Annotated in this window: 13 protein-coding genes and 1 tRNA gene; 4 read left to right on the top strand and 10 right to left on the bottom strand. The window is 63.3% G+C overall.

Features of this window, described 5'->3' with window-relative positions; translation table 11 throughout:
- Positions 1-16: 16 nt before the first annotated feature.
- Positions 17-2,089, bottom strand: coding sequence for an amidohydrolase family protein (locus I0K07_RS08995; RefSeq protein ID WP_203292551.1), 2,073 nt, complete (start codon positions 2,087-2,089; stop codon positions 17-19).
- Between the two features lie 155 nt (positions 2,090-2,244).
- Positions 2,245-3,624 carry a hypothetical protein gene (locus I0K07_RS08990; protein ID WP_203292549.1) on the bottom strand — a complete coding sequence of 460 codons (1,380 nt, stop codon included), beginning with the start codon at positions 3,622-3,624 and terminating at the stop codon, positions 2,245-2,247.
- Between the two features lie 191 nt (positions 3,625-3,815).
- On the opposite strand from I0K07_RS08990, the gene I0K07_RS08985 reads away from it, so the two are divergent.
- The gene (locus I0K07_RS08985) at positions 3,816-5,654 is read left to right on the top strand and encodes a winged helix-turn-helix domain-containing protein (RefSeq protein WP_203292547.1); all 1,839 of its coding nucleotides are present in this window, start codon (positions 3,816-3,818) and stop codon (positions 5,652-5,654) included.
- A 3-nt stretch (positions 5,655-5,657) separates the two neighbouring features.
- On the opposite strand, the gene I0K07_RS08980 is transcribed toward I0K07_RS08985, so the two are convergent.
- From I0K07_RS08980 to I0K07_RS08970, 3 genes are all read right to left on the bottom strand, one after another.
- Positions 5,658-5,999 carry a zinc ribbon domain-containing protein YjdM gene (locus I0K07_RS08980; protein WP_203292545.1) on the bottom strand — a complete coding sequence of 114 codons (342 nt, stop codon included), beginning with the start codon at positions 5,997-5,999 and terminating at the stop codon, positions 5,658-5,660.
- 88 nt (positions 6,000-6,087) lie between these two features.
- A complete protein-coding gene (locus I0K07_RS08975; protein ID WP_203292543.1) occupies positions 6,088-6,606 on the bottom strand; it encodes a hypothetical protein in 519 nt (172 codons plus the stop codon).
- 69 nt (positions 6,607-6,675) lie between these two features.
- On the bottom strand, positions 6,676-7,755 hold the full coding sequence (locus I0K07_RS08970) for a helix-turn-helix domain-containing protein (RefSeq protein ID WP_203292541.1): 1,080 nt from the start codon (positions 7,753-7,755) through the stop codon (positions 6,676-6,678).
- 113 nt (positions 7,756-7,868) lie between these two features.
- Between I0K07_RS08970 and I0K07_RS08965 the strand changes: the two genes are divergently transcribed.
- Both I0K07_RS08965 and I0K07_RS08960 read left to right on the top strand, forming a co-directional pair.
- Positions 7,869-9,026 (top strand): helix-turn-helix transcriptional regulator, encoded by a 1,158-nt coding sequence (locus tag I0K07_RS08965; RefSeq protein WP_203292539.1) that lies wholly within the window; start codon positions 7,869-7,871, stop codon positions 9,024-9,026.
- Positions 9,027-9,125: 99 nt separating this feature from the next.
- Positions 9,126-9,845: a DUF4386 domain-containing protein gene (locus I0K07_RS08960; RefSeq protein ID WP_203292537.1), complete on the top strand. Its 720-nt coding sequence runs from the start codon at positions 9,126-9,128 to the stop codon at positions 9,843-9,845.
- A gap of 39 nt (positions 9,846-9,884) precedes the next feature.
- On the opposite strand, the gene I0K07_RS08955 is transcribed toward I0K07_RS08960, so the two are convergent.
- The 5 genes from I0K07_RS08955 to I0K07_RS08935 form a co-directional block, all read right to left on the bottom strand.
- On the bottom strand, positions 9,885-11,702 hold the full coding sequence (locus I0K07_RS08955; protein WP_238934704.1) for a hypothetical protein: 1,818 nt from the start codon (positions 11,700-11,702) through the stop codon (positions 9,885-9,887).
- A gap of 188 nt (positions 11,703-11,890) precedes the next feature.
- Positions 11,891-11,981: transfer RNA gene (locus I0K07_RS08950), tRNA-Ser, on the bottom strand.
- A gap of 83 nt (positions 11,982-12,064) precedes the next feature.
- A complete protein-coding gene (locus tag I0K07_RS08945) occupies positions 12,065-12,799 on the bottom strand; it encodes a CDC27 family protein (RefSeq protein WP_203292533.1) in 735 nt (244 codons plus the stop codon).
- Positions 12,800-12,925: 126 nt separating this feature from the next.
- Positions 12,926-14,146: an acyl-CoA dehydrogenase gene (locus I0K07_RS08940; RefSeq protein WP_203292531.1), complete on the bottom strand. Its 1,221-nt coding sequence runs from the start codon at positions 14,144-14,146 to the stop codon at positions 12,926-12,928.
- A 17-nt stretch (positions 14,147-14,163) separates the two neighbouring features.
- The gene (locus I0K07_RS08935) at positions 14,164-14,955 is read right to left on the bottom strand and encodes an enoyl-CoA hydratase/isomerase family protein (RefSeq protein ID WP_203292529.1); all 792 of its coding nucleotides are present in this window, start codon (positions 14,953-14,955) and stop codon (positions 14,164-14,166) included.
- A 117-nt stretch (positions 14,956-15,072) separates the two neighbouring features.
- Here I0K07_RS08935 and I0K07_RS08930 point away from each other — a divergent pair, with 117 nt between their 5' ends.
- Positions 15,073-16,530, top strand: a complete 1,458-nt coding sequence (locus tag I0K07_RS08930; RefSeq protein WP_203292527.1) for a sodium/proline symporter — start codon at positions 15,073-15,075, stop codon at positions 16,528-16,530.
- Positions 16,531-16,558 lie beyond the last annotated feature (28 nt).

Below are 16,558 nucleotides of genomic sequence, written 5' to 3'. Positions count from 1 at the left end.
GGCGACGGGCCCGGTCCTACTCCGCCGGAACGGCGACCGCTGGCATGTCGGTGAAGGGCTGGATGCCGAATTCCGGGTAGACTTCTGTCGGGTAGTAGAAAGTCCCGTTGGAAGCGACCAGGGAGATCGTCTTGATTTCCCGCAGGTCTGCGGTCGGGTCACCTGGCACCAGGAAGAAGTCGGCCAGCTTGCCCGGCTCGATCGAGCCCAGTTCATCGCCGACCCCCAGATAACTCGCCATGTCCTGGGAGGCCCAGGCCAGGATTTCCGGCGCCGTCATGCCAATGGATTGATAGAGTTCCAGTTCGCGGTGATAGCTGAAGGACCCGCCCAAATCCGTACCCGGCACGATGAAGATCCCGGCTTCACGCATCATGCGCAAGGTCTCGGTGATCTGGTCAAAGGCACCGCGATAATTCTCGTCATCCTCCGGCGTTGCGATATCCGCCCAGGCTGAACGGGCCTGGCGCTGGAAGTCGACCGGCATGTGATCGACATAGTCCACAACACCCGGCGAAACGGTGCCATTTCGGGAGAGCAGCAGGGCTTCGTGAATGGCAAAGGTCGGGTCGATGGCGATACCGCGATCCGCCATTTCCTGGATCGTGGATTGAACCGCCTCCGATTGCAGATCCAGAGCCGGAAGGCGGCGCAGGGCGGTCAGGCGCAGCAGGGTCCGCGTATCCTCGCCATCCTCGAGCACCCAGCCCAGCATGACCTGGTTGATATGGGTCATCTCGTCATAGCCGGCCATGATCATCGTGTCGGCATTGGTGAAGGCGGGTACGTGACCGGCGACGCGCAGGCCCCGTTCATGGGCCCGTTCGATCATGGCGGGCACCCAATCCGGGTTCATCGAGTTGTAGATCTTGATCTGCCAGAAATCGCCGGCATCGGCATAGGTGTCGACGGCCGCGACGGCTTCCGCCTCACTGGAGACGAGGATGCCATTGTTGGAATTGAACTCGGAGCGGCCCTCGATGAAGCCGGAGCGCGTGATGCGCGGGCCGGCAATCTCGCCCGCCTCGATCCGGTCGATCAGGGCCCCGAGGACTTCGTTGTTATTGCCCATGTCCCGAACGGAGGTGACGCCGGCCAGCACGTTCAGCATGGCCGATCCTTCGCCCATATGTCCGTGCATTTCGAACATGCCGGGCAGGAGCGTGCCGCCGGCACCGTCGATCTCGACTTCGCCGTTTGCGGTGGGGATATCCAGCGGATCAATCGCGGTGATGCGTTCTCCGCTCACGACCACGGAGACCGGTTCGCCGAGTGCCTGGGTTTGCGGATCGAAAATCCGCACATTCCGGATCCGCACCGGCGCGTCATAGTCATGGGCGAAACGGGCCTGCATGTCTGCATAGCGCTGCGCCCCGTACCCGGCGGCCAGGCCGCGCAGGCGCTCATCCTCACCTTCATAACCGGTTTCCAGAACTGCAAAGCCCGGCGTGATCAGGCCGAAAAAGGCCTCGCCGGACATCAGGAAATAAGTCGGGTTGGTGCTGGTGCCGGAGAGGGCGTAGACCGTGACGTCGCGCTCACCACCCTCACCATTGACGGTGAGTTGGTCGATTTCGCTCATGCTCAGCGTGCCACCGGGCAGGGCAGCCAGGGTGCCATCCTCCGAATTCATCAGCGCCCGGGCCGCAATGGCCAGCCAGTAGGGGCTGGCATTGTTCGGCACGTAGAAAGCCGGTCCGGCAGGCAGGGCCTGATCCGAACCCGTTGAATCGGTCCAGCGGGCCTCGCTGTCGACCATGGCGAAGCTCTCTTCCACCGGATTGCCGAAGGTTTCCGCACCTTCCACGCTCCAGCTGGAGGGCAGGCCGTCCGCGTCCAGCGTCACGGTTTCGGCCAGGGTCGGGCCGCGGCCATTATTGCGGTATTCGAATTCGACCGTGTAGCCGCCCTCGCCCGGCGTGACGTCCATGGCGCCGATCGGTGTGCCGCCGACCAGGACAACGAAATGCGTGGCTTCCTCGCTGGCCGAGGCGGCCGCGCTCGAAGCATCCGGCGTGGACGGCGCGCTGCACGCGGCCAGTCCGGCCAGGACGACGGCCGCAAGGGCCGGGCGAATATGGGATGACATGGAAACTCCCCCGAAGTTCAAGATGGCCAACGGGTTAACATTCTTCTGGAAGGGAGTCTTGCGAAAGCGGGGCCGGGTGCAACCGGAGTGTCAGATGGCGGCCACCCGCTTGGGAATGGCCGCCATCCGACGGAGGGATTATCCGCGGGGCCGGATCAGGCGACCCACATCATGTCCACAGCCGGTACGGGCTCGAACGCTGCTTCGCCCATCTCCATGGCAGGCTCTGCGTCTGCGCCGCCCATCACGGTCAGGCTGTCCGTGTCGGACCAGCGATAGATCACGGTATCGCCATCGGTTTCCACGGTCGCATCGGACAGGGAATAGCCGTTCAGCTCGAGCACATCGGCATCCGTGAAGTCCATGATGATGTCATTGCCGCCACTGAAGACGAAGGTATCGCTGCCCTGGCCGCCGATCATCACATCATCTCCGGCACCACCGTCGAGATAGTCGCGGGACTTGCCACCATCGAGCCAGTCATTGCCATCGCCGCCTAGCAGGGTGTCCTGGCCGTGATCGGCGATCAGCACATCATCACCGGCACCGCCATCGATCACGCCGTCAATGCGGCCATTGCCGACTGCGGTATAGGTGTCATTGCCACCACCCAGATGTATGTCGCCTTCGATGCGTCCAGCATTCGAGACGATCTCGACAAAGTCACTGCCCTCAATCGCCGTGACGCCGCTGATCAGTCCGCCTTTTTCATTGATGATCGTATTGGTCGTGCCAGCCGGCGGGGCTGGGTAGCCGAACACGCCCAAGCCGGCGCCGGGGTCGACGATGATGGCGGCGTCATGATCCGAACGGATCGTCCCGGAATTGGTGACCACAGCGCCGTCCCAGTTGAGGAACACGGCGGCGGCATGGCCTTCATTGCCGAATGTGGCGTCCAGGGCTTCACCCTCGGCGGCGATCAGGCCGGTATTGGTCAGCTGGGTCGCCCCGGCAACATAAAGACCCGTGGCTCCGTCTCCGGTGGACAGGATCGTCCCGGAATTCACGATGTCGCCATCACCGGAAAAGATCCCGGTCGCGTATTGGCCGGTCGTCATGATGCTGCCGGCATTGCTGACCGGACCCGCACGGACCGCAAACACGGCTGCCGCACCATCCCCGCTCATGTGGATCGAACCGCCAGACCCGATATCGGCGGAGGCGGTCGGGGCGTTCAGGACGAGCCCGTTGGCACCGGCACCGCCCATGTCGATCCCGCCCGACAGGCTGATGTGTCCGTCTCGTACGGCTGCGCCAACGGCCCCTGAACCGAGCAGACGGATCGCGCCGTCAATGTCTATGCTTGTGTCCGGGCCAAGAGCCAGGATGCCAACATCACCATTGCGCGCGCCCTCGATGGATGAGCCGGCTTCCAGGGTGATCGTGCTGCCTGCTCCCAGCGAGAGGATGCCACCGGGTGGATCGCCTTCGGTCAACAGGATGATCTGTCCCTGCTCCAGAACTATCTGATCATCAGCCAGTGCTGACATGATCGGGTCGACATATTCGGTTTGAATCGGTTTGGACTTTGCCACGGCTCTCTCCCTTTTGCGCCTCCGACACGGACCTCCCCGGCGCCTGGCAGGTGGGCAGACGCTGTCCGGGAGCGAGCTAATCGTCCCGAGCGAATTCTGATAAATTTCTGAGAACTGGGCCGAAGCCTTGCTCGCGGCGGGAGATAAAATGCGATATGCAACCCACACCCCGTGAGCCAAAAGAGTGAGCCGTGTCAGAGTCTTCGGATGCTTCCAACCCGACAGGAAATGCCCGGGACGCGGCGATACTCTCGACGTCCAGACTGACGCTCGACCGCCTCAATCACAACGTCACACTTGATGGACAGCCTGTCGCCTTGCGGCCCACCCCGTTCAAGCTTCTCTGGACGCTTATGGCTTCAGCACCGCAGGTGCAGTCCAAGAGCGACCTTCTCGAGACGGTCTGGGACGGTGTCGTGGTCGGGGATGAGGTTCTGACGACGGCAATTCGCGACATTCGCCGGGCCCTGGGCGAAGAGATCCGCGACCCGCACTTTATCCGGACCGTGCCGCGTCGTGGTTATGCTTTCATTCAGCCCGTACAGACCGGCCCTCAAGGAATCGAGGACGCCGCCCAGCCAGAACCGGTTCAGATGAAATCCTGGCTCCCGGCAGGCCTGATTGCAGGGCTTGTCATGGCAGGTGGGCTCGCCCTGGCCTGGCTTGCGGGGATGCTCACGCAGGACGGTGAGGCGCCGTATCGCGCAGCCCTGGCCGCCAGCTTGCCGGACACTGTCACGGCACGGTTTCCCGATCTCGACCGGCATTTGCAGAGCGAAGCCCGCGGAAGTTCCGCCTTCGTAAGCCGCGGCGAGCCGTCCGACCATGTCCTGGATCTGGACGTGGCAGACGGGCAAGACCGGTTGAACGTCCGCATTCTTGGCGCGGATGACACCGTGCCGGAGCACGGGTTTGAGTTGGATCTCACCGGAACCGACAGTGAGGGCCTGGCCCGTCGCATCATCCTGATCACCACGGACCTACTGCACTGTGCAGAAGATGTGCAAGCCATGCTGTTGCCCGCGAACCGGCGGAACCGGAGTGTGGCTAGCCTGGTCTTTGCGCTCTGCGAGACCAGCCGGGTGGCGTCGTCACCCTATGATCGGGTCAACGCTTCGGAGACCTTGCTGAGCGCCATTCCCGATGATCCCGGTGCCATGGCCCTGCAAGCGATCATGCTCGCCAGCCGGCCGGACCAGCACTTGTTCGGCCGGACCGACCCGCGTGCCGAAGAGCTGGAGCAGCGCATTTCCGATTTGCTGGCCAATGCCCGCGCGGAAGGCGGACCGGAGACAGCCATCGCCATGGGCGAGCGTCTCCTGGCGGCCCGCCAGGCCAGTCTAGTCGACCAGGCTGCACTCCTTGATACCGCTCCCTTCAACGACTGGGTCGCCTTGCGGCTCCTGTTCTGGCGTGTGGTCCTGTTGCGCCGGACCGGTCGACTGGCCGAAGCCGCACACTTGCTGGACCAGGCCCGGGCGCGCTGGCCGACCCATTCCGAGCTCCGCATCATTCTCAGTCTCACCCAGACCATGCAGGGCCTGCATGCAGATGCCGCCGCAACGCTTGCGGACGCCGGGATTCTGCTGCCCGAAATTTCAGCCTTCTCGGCGACCCTGGACCGGCAACTGGCCTTTTACGGTCCGGAGGAGGATGCGCGGACGCGCGGCGTGGCGGGAGCGCCGCCACATATCGTCGACTGCATGCAAGCTTTCAATAATGCCCGGTTCGGACAAGCAGACGGGTTCGGAACCAATTGCGACCGGCTGGACATTTCCCATCGGGCCCAGATGTACGCCATCCTGGGCGATGTCGACGGCGCCCTTCGCCTGGTGGAAGACTTCGACCCCGAGGCGGCTGGTATCGGCATCATCCTGCACTACAGCGAGTTCGCACCCCTGTGGGCGACCCCGCGCATGTGGGCCATCGCCGACCGGTTCGGACTGCCTGATTTCTGGCGAGAGACCGGCATCCGTCCGGACATGTGTTTCCAGGAGCGCTTGCGGGAAATCTGCGACGCCTATCTGTGAGGCTCAGGCCTTCTTCACGAATTCCGATTTGAGCTGCATGGAGCCGATCCCGTCGATGCGGCAGTCGATGTCGTGATCACCTTCGATCAGGCGGATGTTTCGGACCTTGGTGCCGACCTTCACCACGAGTGAGGAGCCTTTCACCTTGAGGTCCTTGATCACGGTGACCGTGTCGCCATCGGCCAGCTCAGTTCCGTTTGAATCTCGCCAGATCGGACCAGTCTCGGCCTCGGCAGGTGGTGCATCCGCCGACCATTCATGTGCGCATTCCGGGCACACCAACAGGGCGCCATCCTCATAGGTGTAGACGCAGCTGCATTTGGGGCAGGGAGGAAGCTCGCTCATGTCCGGACTCCTTGAACACTGAGCCCGTTCCTATGACGTCCCGCCCCGGGCTTGTCCATGGACTTGCCCGGGGCGCATTGACGCGGTTCTAGCCGGCCATCTGGTCAAACCAGCCGCGATACATCGGGGCCACGGCTTCGCCATAGTAGAGAAATTCCGGGATGTCCCGGCGCAGGGCGACATGATCGTCCGCCCAGGCCACGAATCCGGCCGTGTCATGGGTCGGCGCGCCGAACCGGTTCGACAGGGCGCTCAGGTGGCCGCTTTCCTCGGAGGCTTCGGTCAGGACCCAGATAAAGGCCAGCTGATCATCCGCAAAGACGAATTCGGCGAGGCGTTCTGCGCCGGCATGATCGAAGCCCTGGCAGTCGATCTGGACATGGCTTGTCTCGGCGATCGGCAGCTCGGCCGGATCCAGCGTGCGGACGTCATAGCTCTCGCACAAGGTGTCGAAGGCCGGGGTCAGGGCCTCAAGTCCGGCTCCGAATTCAATGGCGGCCGGCAGGTCGAGATCATCGGCCTGGGCCGGAGCGCAGGCGGCAGCCAGCAGCAGGGCCGCCAGAATCGGGGAGGCCAGGGTCGGGGTGGAGAGAAGCTGGGATCGCATGGTCATGTCCTTTCAGGTTTCGCAATCTGCGATCTTGAAAGCGCACAATCGGAGCGGCGTCGTCCCGATTCAGGTTTCTGGCCGCTCCTGATCCTGTTTCGGGACCGATTTCCTGTTTCGGGCCGCCTGAAAGGCGTCGGTCGGGGTCTGGCCCGTCATCTCCCGGTAGATCCGGTTGAAGGCGGATTTGGAATTGAAACCGACATCGAAGGCCATATCCATCAGTGTCCGATGGTGGTTGGCCGGATCCGCCATGAGCGTGTCCAGCGCCGCGATGCGGTAGCGATTGATGAAGCGGGAAAAGCTCTCCTCGGTGTGGAGATTGACGGCACGGGAGACTTCGCGCGGACTGATTTGCAGACGTTTGGCCAGGTCGGCGACTGACAGGCGCGGTTCACGCCATGTCTGCTCGGACTGCAGGACGTGCTGGATGCGTTGGAAGGCTTCGCCGTAGCGGCCGGGGTCTTCGCCCGGGGTGTCCGGATCCGCTGGCGCGATGGGCAGGTCGGGCAGGGCACCCTGTGCATCATCATGGGCGCAGGCGGCGACCATCATCGCCGTCAGCAGGGCGATGACCCCCGCAATCACGCCGGTCAGGGCCAGATCATCGGCGATGGCCTGGCTGGTAAAACCGATAACCTCACGCAGAATGTCCAGTCCCGCCAGACCGGCAAATCCGATCAGCGCATAGACAACCCAGTCGAGCGAGATGGCCAGATCGTCCGAGCGCCACTGGCCACGCAGGGCGCGGTGCCGATACAGGGCCCGCAGGGCGAGGCCGATATAGATGAGGAGGCTGGGCAGGCCGAACAGGTAAGGAATCGGCGGTTCCGGCTGCCAGACGGCAATGATGATGGCCGGCAGGGCGTGCAGTCCTGTCAGGGCCGACCAGTCCGAGCCCTCCCGCGTCAGTCCGCGTACAAAAAGGTAGAAAGCGGGACCGTAGAGCAGGCCAAAGGCGCTGGTGATGTCCAGTTCAGGCCCGATGATCTGCGTGCTGACACCCAGATTGGTGGCCATGTGAACCGCGAACACCCCGCAAAACAAGGTCAGCCCGGCCAGGCGGGGCCGGCGTGCCAGGTGAAGCGCCAGCAGGGCCGCATGATAGGCCGCCAGCAATTGGGTCAGATCGAGAAAGCTCAATGTCATGCCGCCGGATCGTATTCATCCGGCCCGATGTCTCAAGTGTTTGGAGCTGCCGGGGCACGCCTTGCCGGGATGATGCATTGCACCCGGCTGCGATCCGGTGGAGAAGAGGCGCGATGACCGGGACTTTTTTGACCATTGCCTATGCCATCGCGGCGGGATCCATCGGTTTTGCGCTGGCGATCGCGCTGACCAAGCCGGGTCAGCGCGTCGACCGGCTTGGCTTCTTCTGCCTGCTCCTGATCGTGCTGCTCGATCACATATTGGGTCAGCTGCTCATCGTGTCGGAGGCCTATCAACTCGCGCCGCATCTGGTGGGGTTCGACCTGGCGATCAAGACATTGCTGGGGCCGGCCGTCTATTTCTACACCCGCTCCCTGATCTCGCCGGACCGCTCGCATCTGGGCGGGCTGGACTGGCTGGCCCTGCTGGCGCCTGTCCTTGTGGTTCTGGCGAGCCTCCCCTTTGCCAGCTTGAGCGCGGCCGAAAAGCTCGCCCTTGTTGATCCGGCCACGCGAAACCCGGACCATTTCAGGATTGCCCTGTTCACCTGCACCGCAGCGCTGGTCATTTTCCTGGCTTTCACGGCCTTCTACCTGGTCTTTGCCCTCCGGCTGCAGGCCCGCCACCGCCGGGCCATGATGCAGCAATTCGCCAATGTCGAGAGACGCTCGCTCGATTGGCTGCGGACCCTGCTTTACGTCTTCGCCGCCGCTTGGCTGTTTTTCGCCATCAAGCAATTGCTCTGGCTTTCCGGTATTTCGATACCGGTTTTCAATATCGGCTTGGCGTTCACCGAAGCTGTTGCGATTGCGGCCCTGGCCTATCTCGGCCTGCATCAACCGGATCTGCCCTTCGAGGCTTCACCTGAAAACAAGACCCGGGACCGGCGTCCCATTCTGTCAGAAGAGCGCCTCGCCCGCACGGCCGGCAAGCTGGTGCGGGCCCTCAATACGGACAGGCTTTATGCAGACAGCAATCTGTCGCTGCGCGTTCTGTCCGATGTCACTGGCGTCACCAAGAACCACATCTCCGAAACGCTCTCCCAGCATTTGGGGATGAATTTCTTCGACTTCGTCAACAGTCATCGCGCGGCCGAGGCCCGACGTCTTCTGACCGAGACCGATCTGAGCATTCTGGAGATCGGGCTGGAGGTCGGGTTCAACTCCCGCTCCACTTTCAATGCGGCCTTCAACAAGCATGTGGGCATGCCGCCCAGCCAGTACCGCGCGGGGGCCAAGGATGAAAAACCGGCCCCGACCCTGTCCGAATAGCCCCATCCGGACGACAGGAGGACTGGGCGTGAGCCATCAGGAAGCACCGGTGATCGACACCGGATTGTTTCACTGCTTCCTGACAGGGGTGCTCACTCAATGTCTGCCCAATACCACCCCAGCCCGTCCGCCGGCCGCATGGCCCGGCTGGCCGGGCTGTCCTATCTGATCTACAGCGCGGCCGGGATCTACATCACCTTCGGACCGATCCCGCCCCTGCGCGCCTTCACAACACTCTCGGCCGCCACTGAGCCGCTGGAATTCCTGTTCCGCACGGGCTTTCTGGCCGAAACGCTGATGTACATCTTCGTCTGTGTCTCGGCGGCAGCGATGTATGGCGTGCTCAGGTCGGTCAACCAGGCGGGCGCCTTGGTGGCCGCTTTCTGTCGGCTGATCGAGGGCGCGCTGGGCGTAACCTTCATCCTGTTCAAATACGCGACGTTTTCAGTGCTTGTTCATCCGGAACTGACGCCGGGCTTCACCGATGACCAGCGCGTTTCGCTGATGATGCTGTTGCGGGACATCTACGGGTCCGGCTTGTACTTCCTGCTGATGCCGATGGCCGTGGGTGGAATCCTCTACTTCTTCCTGTTCCACCGCTCGGGCTTCATCCCTCGCTGGCTGTCAATCTGGGGCATGTTCACCTATCTGGTGATCGGCACGGTGGCCGCCCTGGTCGTCCTGTTCCCGGAAGCCGAAGACCAGGTCATGCTCTTCTTCCTGCCCGGCGCCCTGTTTGAATGGGTTGCGGCAATCTGGTTGCTGTTCGTGGGCATCCGCAAGCCGAAGCTTCGAGATGTGCAGGTGAGCGCCGGTTAGCAAGCCTGGCGTCAACGGACCTGTTGGCCGTTCGCCCGATCAGCGTTGGGAACAGATGCAGTAGTCCTGCTCCACCACGCCAAGATCAGCGCGAACGGCCGCGATCCGGTCAGCCAGATCGAACAGGCGGCGCGCGCCCACTTCCGCGTGGGCGCCGACCAGCATCCAGGCCTGGACTTCCTCTGCCTTGATCTCGATGTCCGGCCAGGTGAGCAGGACATCCTGTGCCAGCTCGGCGGCCTGCAGCGTGACGGTCAGGACGTTGACCCGATCCATTTCCGTGGAGATCAGTCGGGCCACATCAATCTGGCTGGGGCGCAGCAGCTGCAGGGGAGGCAGGATGCGGTCATTGAGCACGGGCGTGGCGGCTGAGAAGGCAGTTGAGGCGGTCCAGCTGGCGAAGTTATTGCCGAAGTCATGATCCTTCCCGACCGGGATGAAGCGTTCATCCTCCATCAGCCGGACATCGCGTTCGATCTCCCGCAGCCAATGGGCCTGGATCTGTTGGGCTGTGTAGAGAATGGTCCGGTAGCGTTCGGCCGCGGACAGGGCGGCCTGCCGGGCTTCCTCGAGCTCCGCATCGCGCAAATCGGCCTCGCGCCCGCAGGTCCGGTACCAGTCGCCGGTCTGGATCGCGGCGAGCAGAATGTCGAGACGTTCCTGACCGGCGCTTAAAACACCGCCCTGGAAGGGCCAGCGCTGCAATTCCGGCAGGATCCCACGATTGTACACGATCGGATCGATCACGCCCATCACATCAATGCTCGTGCGCAGGCTGGAATCTTCGGCGAAGCGCTCAACCAGCGCGTCGCTGACCACGCCGGGCCGGGCCAAGGGCCATTCGCCGTCGAGCTGGTCGTTGGGCCGAAGGGCATTGGCCAGGGCCGTACGGGCTGCCTCGACCGATCCGGTCTGCCGGGTCACTTGCTGAAGTGCCGGGCCGAAGGCTTCTTCGCACCAGGCGAAATCCAGCGCGAGTGTATCCGGCGCCTGTGACTGCCAAGCGGCATTATCGCGATCCTGGATTTCGCTCCAGGCGCGGATACTGGGCTGGAGCCGGGCGCCATTGGGCAGGTCGGCAGGCGGCTCTTCCGGTGTGTCCAACCGAAGGGACAGGCGCAGGGGCAGATTGGAGCCGTCACTCTCCAGAAGGCATTCCCTGTCCGAGACCGGCTCACACGCAGCGCTGCCCGGCAGGAGCGTAAAGGGCAGGTCAGCACTAAGGCGGGCCCGGATGCGATCCGGGGTATCCCCCGACTCCAGGGTGAATTCAGCCGCTATATCGGCGCGGCTGTCTCCGGCGGGGCGGGGCAGGGGAAGAGGGCTGGAAATGGGCTGATCCACCAGGGTCAGGCGCGCTGACACCCGGCCGGTTTCCCGGATCTCGCCGTCCAGGGATATGCGTTGACGCAGGAGTTGGCCCAGGGCTGGCGCTTCGGTGACATTTCCGGCCAGCACGCCGGTGGAGAGCGCCATGGCGCTGTCGGTGACTTCTTGGTGAAGGCGCCAGAAAGCGGCGAGCTGGTGCAAGGCATTCGTCCGGTCTGACGCCTGTGTCCGCGGATTTTCGAGCACCGCTCGGACATTGAGCAGAAAGGCGTGGTGGTGGTCGAAATAGCCGTCGCGGTGCAATAGGCGGGCCTCTGCATCCAGCGGCGCACCGGAACAGCCAAGCCGCGTCTGGTCGAACTGGCAGAGCATGCGCGCGTCGGGCGGGTTCGCGACGGGGTCGAGCGCGGTGGCGAGCTGGTCGAAAGTCCGGCGTAAATCGGATCCCGGCGCGAAGCGGGCGATCCGGTCCATGGGCAGCATGGCATTGAGCAGGCCGGGCGGGACGGGTGTTCCACGCTCGGCCATAGCGTCCAGGTCGTCAGCCGAGTGAACCGGTCCGCGATACATAAAATCCATCGGTGTCTGGGCCTGAACCGGATTCGGCAGACAGAACAGGACCAACCCGGCAAGGAGAGATCGCAACCGCATCATGCCGTGACCATGGCCGCCAAGCGCCCGGCTGACAATGCTGTGCTTGAAGATTTAAAAGGGGCTGGCGGAGAGGATGGGATTCGAACCCACGAGACGGGGACACCGCCTACTCCCTTAGCAGGGGAGCGCCTTCGACCACTCGGCCACCTCTCCACCTGCCGGTTTAGTCGTCCGGCGCGGGTGCATCAAGTCTGACTTGCCGCTAAACACCAACGGATTGCATCAGCTTGCAGCGATCAACTTCGCGAGCGCGCCATGTCGAGCCATTTGCGATGAGTCTTGCGCACGAAGCCGGGAGCATGCTTGGCGCCGGTCAGGATTTCCTGCCAGCGCAAACGGGCGGATTCCCTTGCGCCTTGCTGTTCGAGCAGCATGGCCCAGCGCGCGCGGGCTTCCGGTCCGGGATAATAGCTGGCCGCCTGCTCGTAGGTTTCCAGCGCGTCCTCAACACGGCCGAGCGCTTCCAGTGTGCGGGCATAGAGAAGATGGCCTTCGGGATGGCGCAAGTCAGGTTGAGCCGCTTTCATCGCTTCAAGCTGGAGGCGCGCCTCCTCGTAGCGTTCATTCGCGAACTGGGCCTGGGCGAGCGTGAACATGATGGCCGAATCTTCCGCGAACGGACCCGAAGCGGCTTCCTCGGCCAGGATCAGGGCATCACCCATCTTGCCGATGGCCAGCAGGGCATGGGCGGCCCGCATGAGATTGCCCGGCGTGCGGCTGATCTCCAGCTGGGTGAGGGCCTCACGCGCTTCGCGTCCGGGGTCGAGTGCCTTGCGGGCGGCCGTTCCAGCCTTGCGTGCGGTGGATGAACCGAAAACGTCCGGCAGGATTTCAGCGATCACATAGACTGCCGAGCCCAGACCCGGGAAGATGAAGAGTATCATCAACCAGTACATGGCACGGCCGGTCTTCACGACGTGAACCGCGCACAGCAGCGCCACCAGAATGTGTGCCCCGAACAGAATTGGCATGTGGTCCCCCCCGGCAATCCCGATTCGCCTGAACCGGTGATTGTCTTGATACGGGGAGACACGCCAGCCAACAAGCGCGCAATCGTGCCGGGCCATACCGGCCCGGCACCTTGTCTTTTCAGGCGTCTAGAAGAAGGCCTGCAGGCCGGTCTGGGCACGGCCCAGGATGAGGGCATGCACGTCGTGGGCACCCTCATACGTGTTGACGGTTTCCAGATTGACCATGTGGCGGATGACCTGGAATTCTTCGGAAATCCCGTTGCCGCCATGCATGTCACGCGACATCCGGGCGATATCCAGGGCCTTGCCGCAATTATTGCGCTTGATCAGGGAGATCATTTCCGGAGCGGCACGGGCCTCGTCCATCAAGCGTCCCACGCGCAGGGCAGACTGGAGGCCGAGCGTGATCTCGGTCTGCATGTCGGCCAGCTTCTTCTGGTAGAGCTGGGTCTGGGCGAGCGGCTTGTTGAACTGCTTGCGGTCCAGACCGTACTGGCGGGCGGCATGCCAGCAGAACTCGGCGGCCCCCATGGCACCCCAGGCGATCCCGTAGCGGGCGCGGTTGAGGCAGCCAAACGGGCCTTTCAGACCGGAGACATGCGGCAGGAGTGCGTCCTCGCCAACCTCGACCCCGTCCATCACGATCTCGCCGGTGATCGAGGCGCGCAGGGAGAGCTTGCCACCGATCTTCGGAGCTGAGAGGCCTTTCATGCCCTTTTCCAGCACGAAGCCACGGATCTTGCCCTCATGGGCGTCCGACTTGGCCCAGACCACGAAGACATCCGCGATCGGGGAGTTGGAGATCCACATTTTCGAGCCGGTCAGCTTGTAGCCGGTGGCGGTTTTCTCGGCGCGCGTCTTCATGCCGGCCGGGTCGGAACCGGCATCCGGTTCGGTCAGGCCGAAACAGCCGATCCATTCGCCCGAGGCCAGCTTGGGCAGGTATTTCTGGCGCTGTTCTTCGGAGCCATAGGCATAGATCGGATACATGACGAGGGAGGATTGAACCGACATCATGGAGCGATAGCCGCTATCCACGCGCTCGACCTCGCGGGCGACCAGGCCATAGGCGACATAGCCCAGGCCGGCCCCGCCATACTCTTCCGGCAGGGTGCAGCCCAGCAGGCCGCTTTCACCCATTTCGCGGAAGATTTCCGGATCGGTCTTTTCCTCGCGGAAGGCCTCGATCACGCGGGTCTGCAGGTTTTCCTGCGCATAGGCATGGGCCGTGTCGCGGACCAGGCGTTCTTCCTCGGTCAGCTGGTCATCCAGGTAGAACGGATCGTCCCACTTGAAATCGGCCAGGTCGGGCTTGTCTTTGGCTTTCAGTGCGGGCTTGTCGCTCATCGCTTCGTCTCTTCCCCTCAATGGTCGGCTTTTCTTCCCGAAAAGTCCGGTTTTCTCTTTTCCAGAAAGGCCTTGTAGCCCTCCTTGAAATCGGCGCTGGAAAACGCATTCGCGAACCAGGCGCGAGTGTCGTCATCATCATGATCTTGGCCGTCCAGAATCCGCGCAATCATGGCCTTGGTGTATGTGGCCGAGCGTGGTGACATGTCCAGCAGACGGTTGCAGTAGGCCTCGATTTCTCCATCCAGGGCATCGGGCGAGAACAGGCGGTCGATCAGTCCGCAATCGAGGGCTTCCTCGGCGGCCAGGACCCGTGCGGAGAACAGCATGTCCTTGGCCATGGCGGGCCCCACGGTCTCCACCAGGCGTTTCGTGTCGCCGAACGGATAGAGCAGGCCCATCTTGGCGGGCGTGATGGCCAGGCGGGAGCTCGTGTCGGCAAAACGAAGATCGCAGGCCAAGGCAATGCCGCAACCGCCGCCGACGCAGGCGCCGCGTACAGCCGCAATCGTGGGGTGGGGGAAGCGTGCCAGCGCTTCCAGGCCCGCTGCAATGCTGGCCGAATTGGCTTCGCCGCGTTCCTGCGTCTCATAGATGGCTTCGAATTCGGAAATGTCGGCGCCCGACGCAAAATGCTCGCCAGCGCCGCGCACGACCAGAACCCGGCAACGCTCGGCCAGACTGGCCAGCAGGTCGGGCAGCTGGGCCCACATGGCCTCGGTCATCGCATTGCGTTTTTCCGGCCGGTTGAGGATCAGTTCGGCCCGGTCGCCGGCATGCCGGATCAGAAAGGGTTCAGAAGTCGTCATGAGGGCTGGATCGGTCGGTCGGCGGGTTGGTGATTGGCTGCGAACCAGCTTAAACCTCGTGCTCTGGGCAGGAAACGCACCAGCTGCGTTTTGCGCGAACGGGCCGGGGAGGGCTTGATGAGCGGGGATAACTGGATCGTGCTGGTCACCTTGGTGGCCTACAAGCTCGTCCTGGTCGGTGTGGGGATCTGGGCATCATCACGCAACCGGACCGAGGGGGATTTCCTCCTGGCCAGCCAGGGGTTGGGGGCCTGGGTCGCGGGCCTGTCCTATGCAGCCTCCACCTCGTCGGCCTGGGTATTGCTGGGCTTTTCCGGCTTCGTTTACGCCAATGGTTTGTCCGCCCTGTGGATGGTGCCCGGTATCTGGGGCGGCTATGTCGCGGTCTGGCTGTTCTTCGGCAAGCGGCTGCGCGCGGAAACCCATACGCAAGGCCATGTCACGCCGACGGATTTCATCATTGCCGGTCTGGGCAAACAGTCGCGCCGCATCATCGCGGCGATTGCCTCGGCGATGATCCTGTTTTGTTTCATCTTCTATATAGCGGCCCAGTTCGGGGCTGCGGCGGCCGCCTTTGAAACCCAGTTCGGCTTGGGCGTGACGGAAAGCGTGCTGATCGGCGCGGCGGTGGTCCTGGTCTATGCGGTCCTGGGCGGTTTCTGGGCGGTCAGCGTGACCGACATGTTGCAGGGCGCCTTGATGGCGCTGGTGGCCGTGATCCTGCCTGTGGCCGCATTCCTGGCAGCGGGTGGGGTCAGCGGCATTGCCGAAGCGCTCAGCCAGTCTGCGCCGGACGGCTATCTCGACATCACCGGTGGGCATGGCGGTTTTGTCCTGCTCGGTTTCGTCCTCGGCGTATGGGGGGTCGGCGTGAATGCGATGGGCCAGCCCCAACTGACGGCGCGTTTGATGGCGGTGAAGGATGAGCAGGCCCGCATGCGCGGCTTTTCCATTGCCATCATCTGGGCCGTCATGGTGTTCACCGGGATGACGGTGCTGGCCCTTGCCGGTCGCGCCCTTGTCGGCGGCAGCGCAAATGGCGAGTCGCTCTTCTATGCCCTGTCCAACCAGCTCTTCCCGCCGATCCTGGCAGGCCTGGTGATCGCCGCCGTTTTGTCGGCCGTCATGTCGACCGTGGATTCCATCCTTCTCTCGGCATCGGCTGCCGTGGCGCATGATTTGGGCGTGGCGCAACGGTTCAAGGGGCGGGAAGTCCTGGTCTCACGCATTGTCATGGTGTCGATTGCGGCGATCGCGGTGTGGATGACACTGAGCGTGCCCTCGACGATCTTCGCTCGGGTCCTCTTCGCCTGGTCGGCCATCGGTGCGGCCTTCGGACCGATCATCGCCATGCGCGTCCTGGGTTTTGAGCCCAAGGGCTGGGCAGTCGGCAGTGCGATGTGTCTGGGTTTCGGCCTGACCGTGGTGTTCAATTTCCTCGGCAGCCTGCCTTTGGCCCCGGAGGGGTCGATGTTCCTGATCCAATGGGCCCATGCGCCGGGGGATCCGTTTGAACGGGTGGTCCCCTGGATTCCGGCCTTGTTTGTTCTCTGGCTGGGTGGAAGAGAGCGCTGACATCACCCCTGCGACACCGTGCGCCTTG

Origin of the sequence: Maricaulis parjimensis, assembly GCF_016817355.1 — a bacterium.
Lineage (GTDB): Bacteria > Pseudomonadota > Alphaproteobacteria > Caulobacterales > Maricaulaceae > Maricaulis > Maricaulis parjimensis.
The sequence above is the reverse complement of the archived record's forward strand: the minus strand, read 5'-3'. Positions and strand labels throughout refer to the sequence as shown.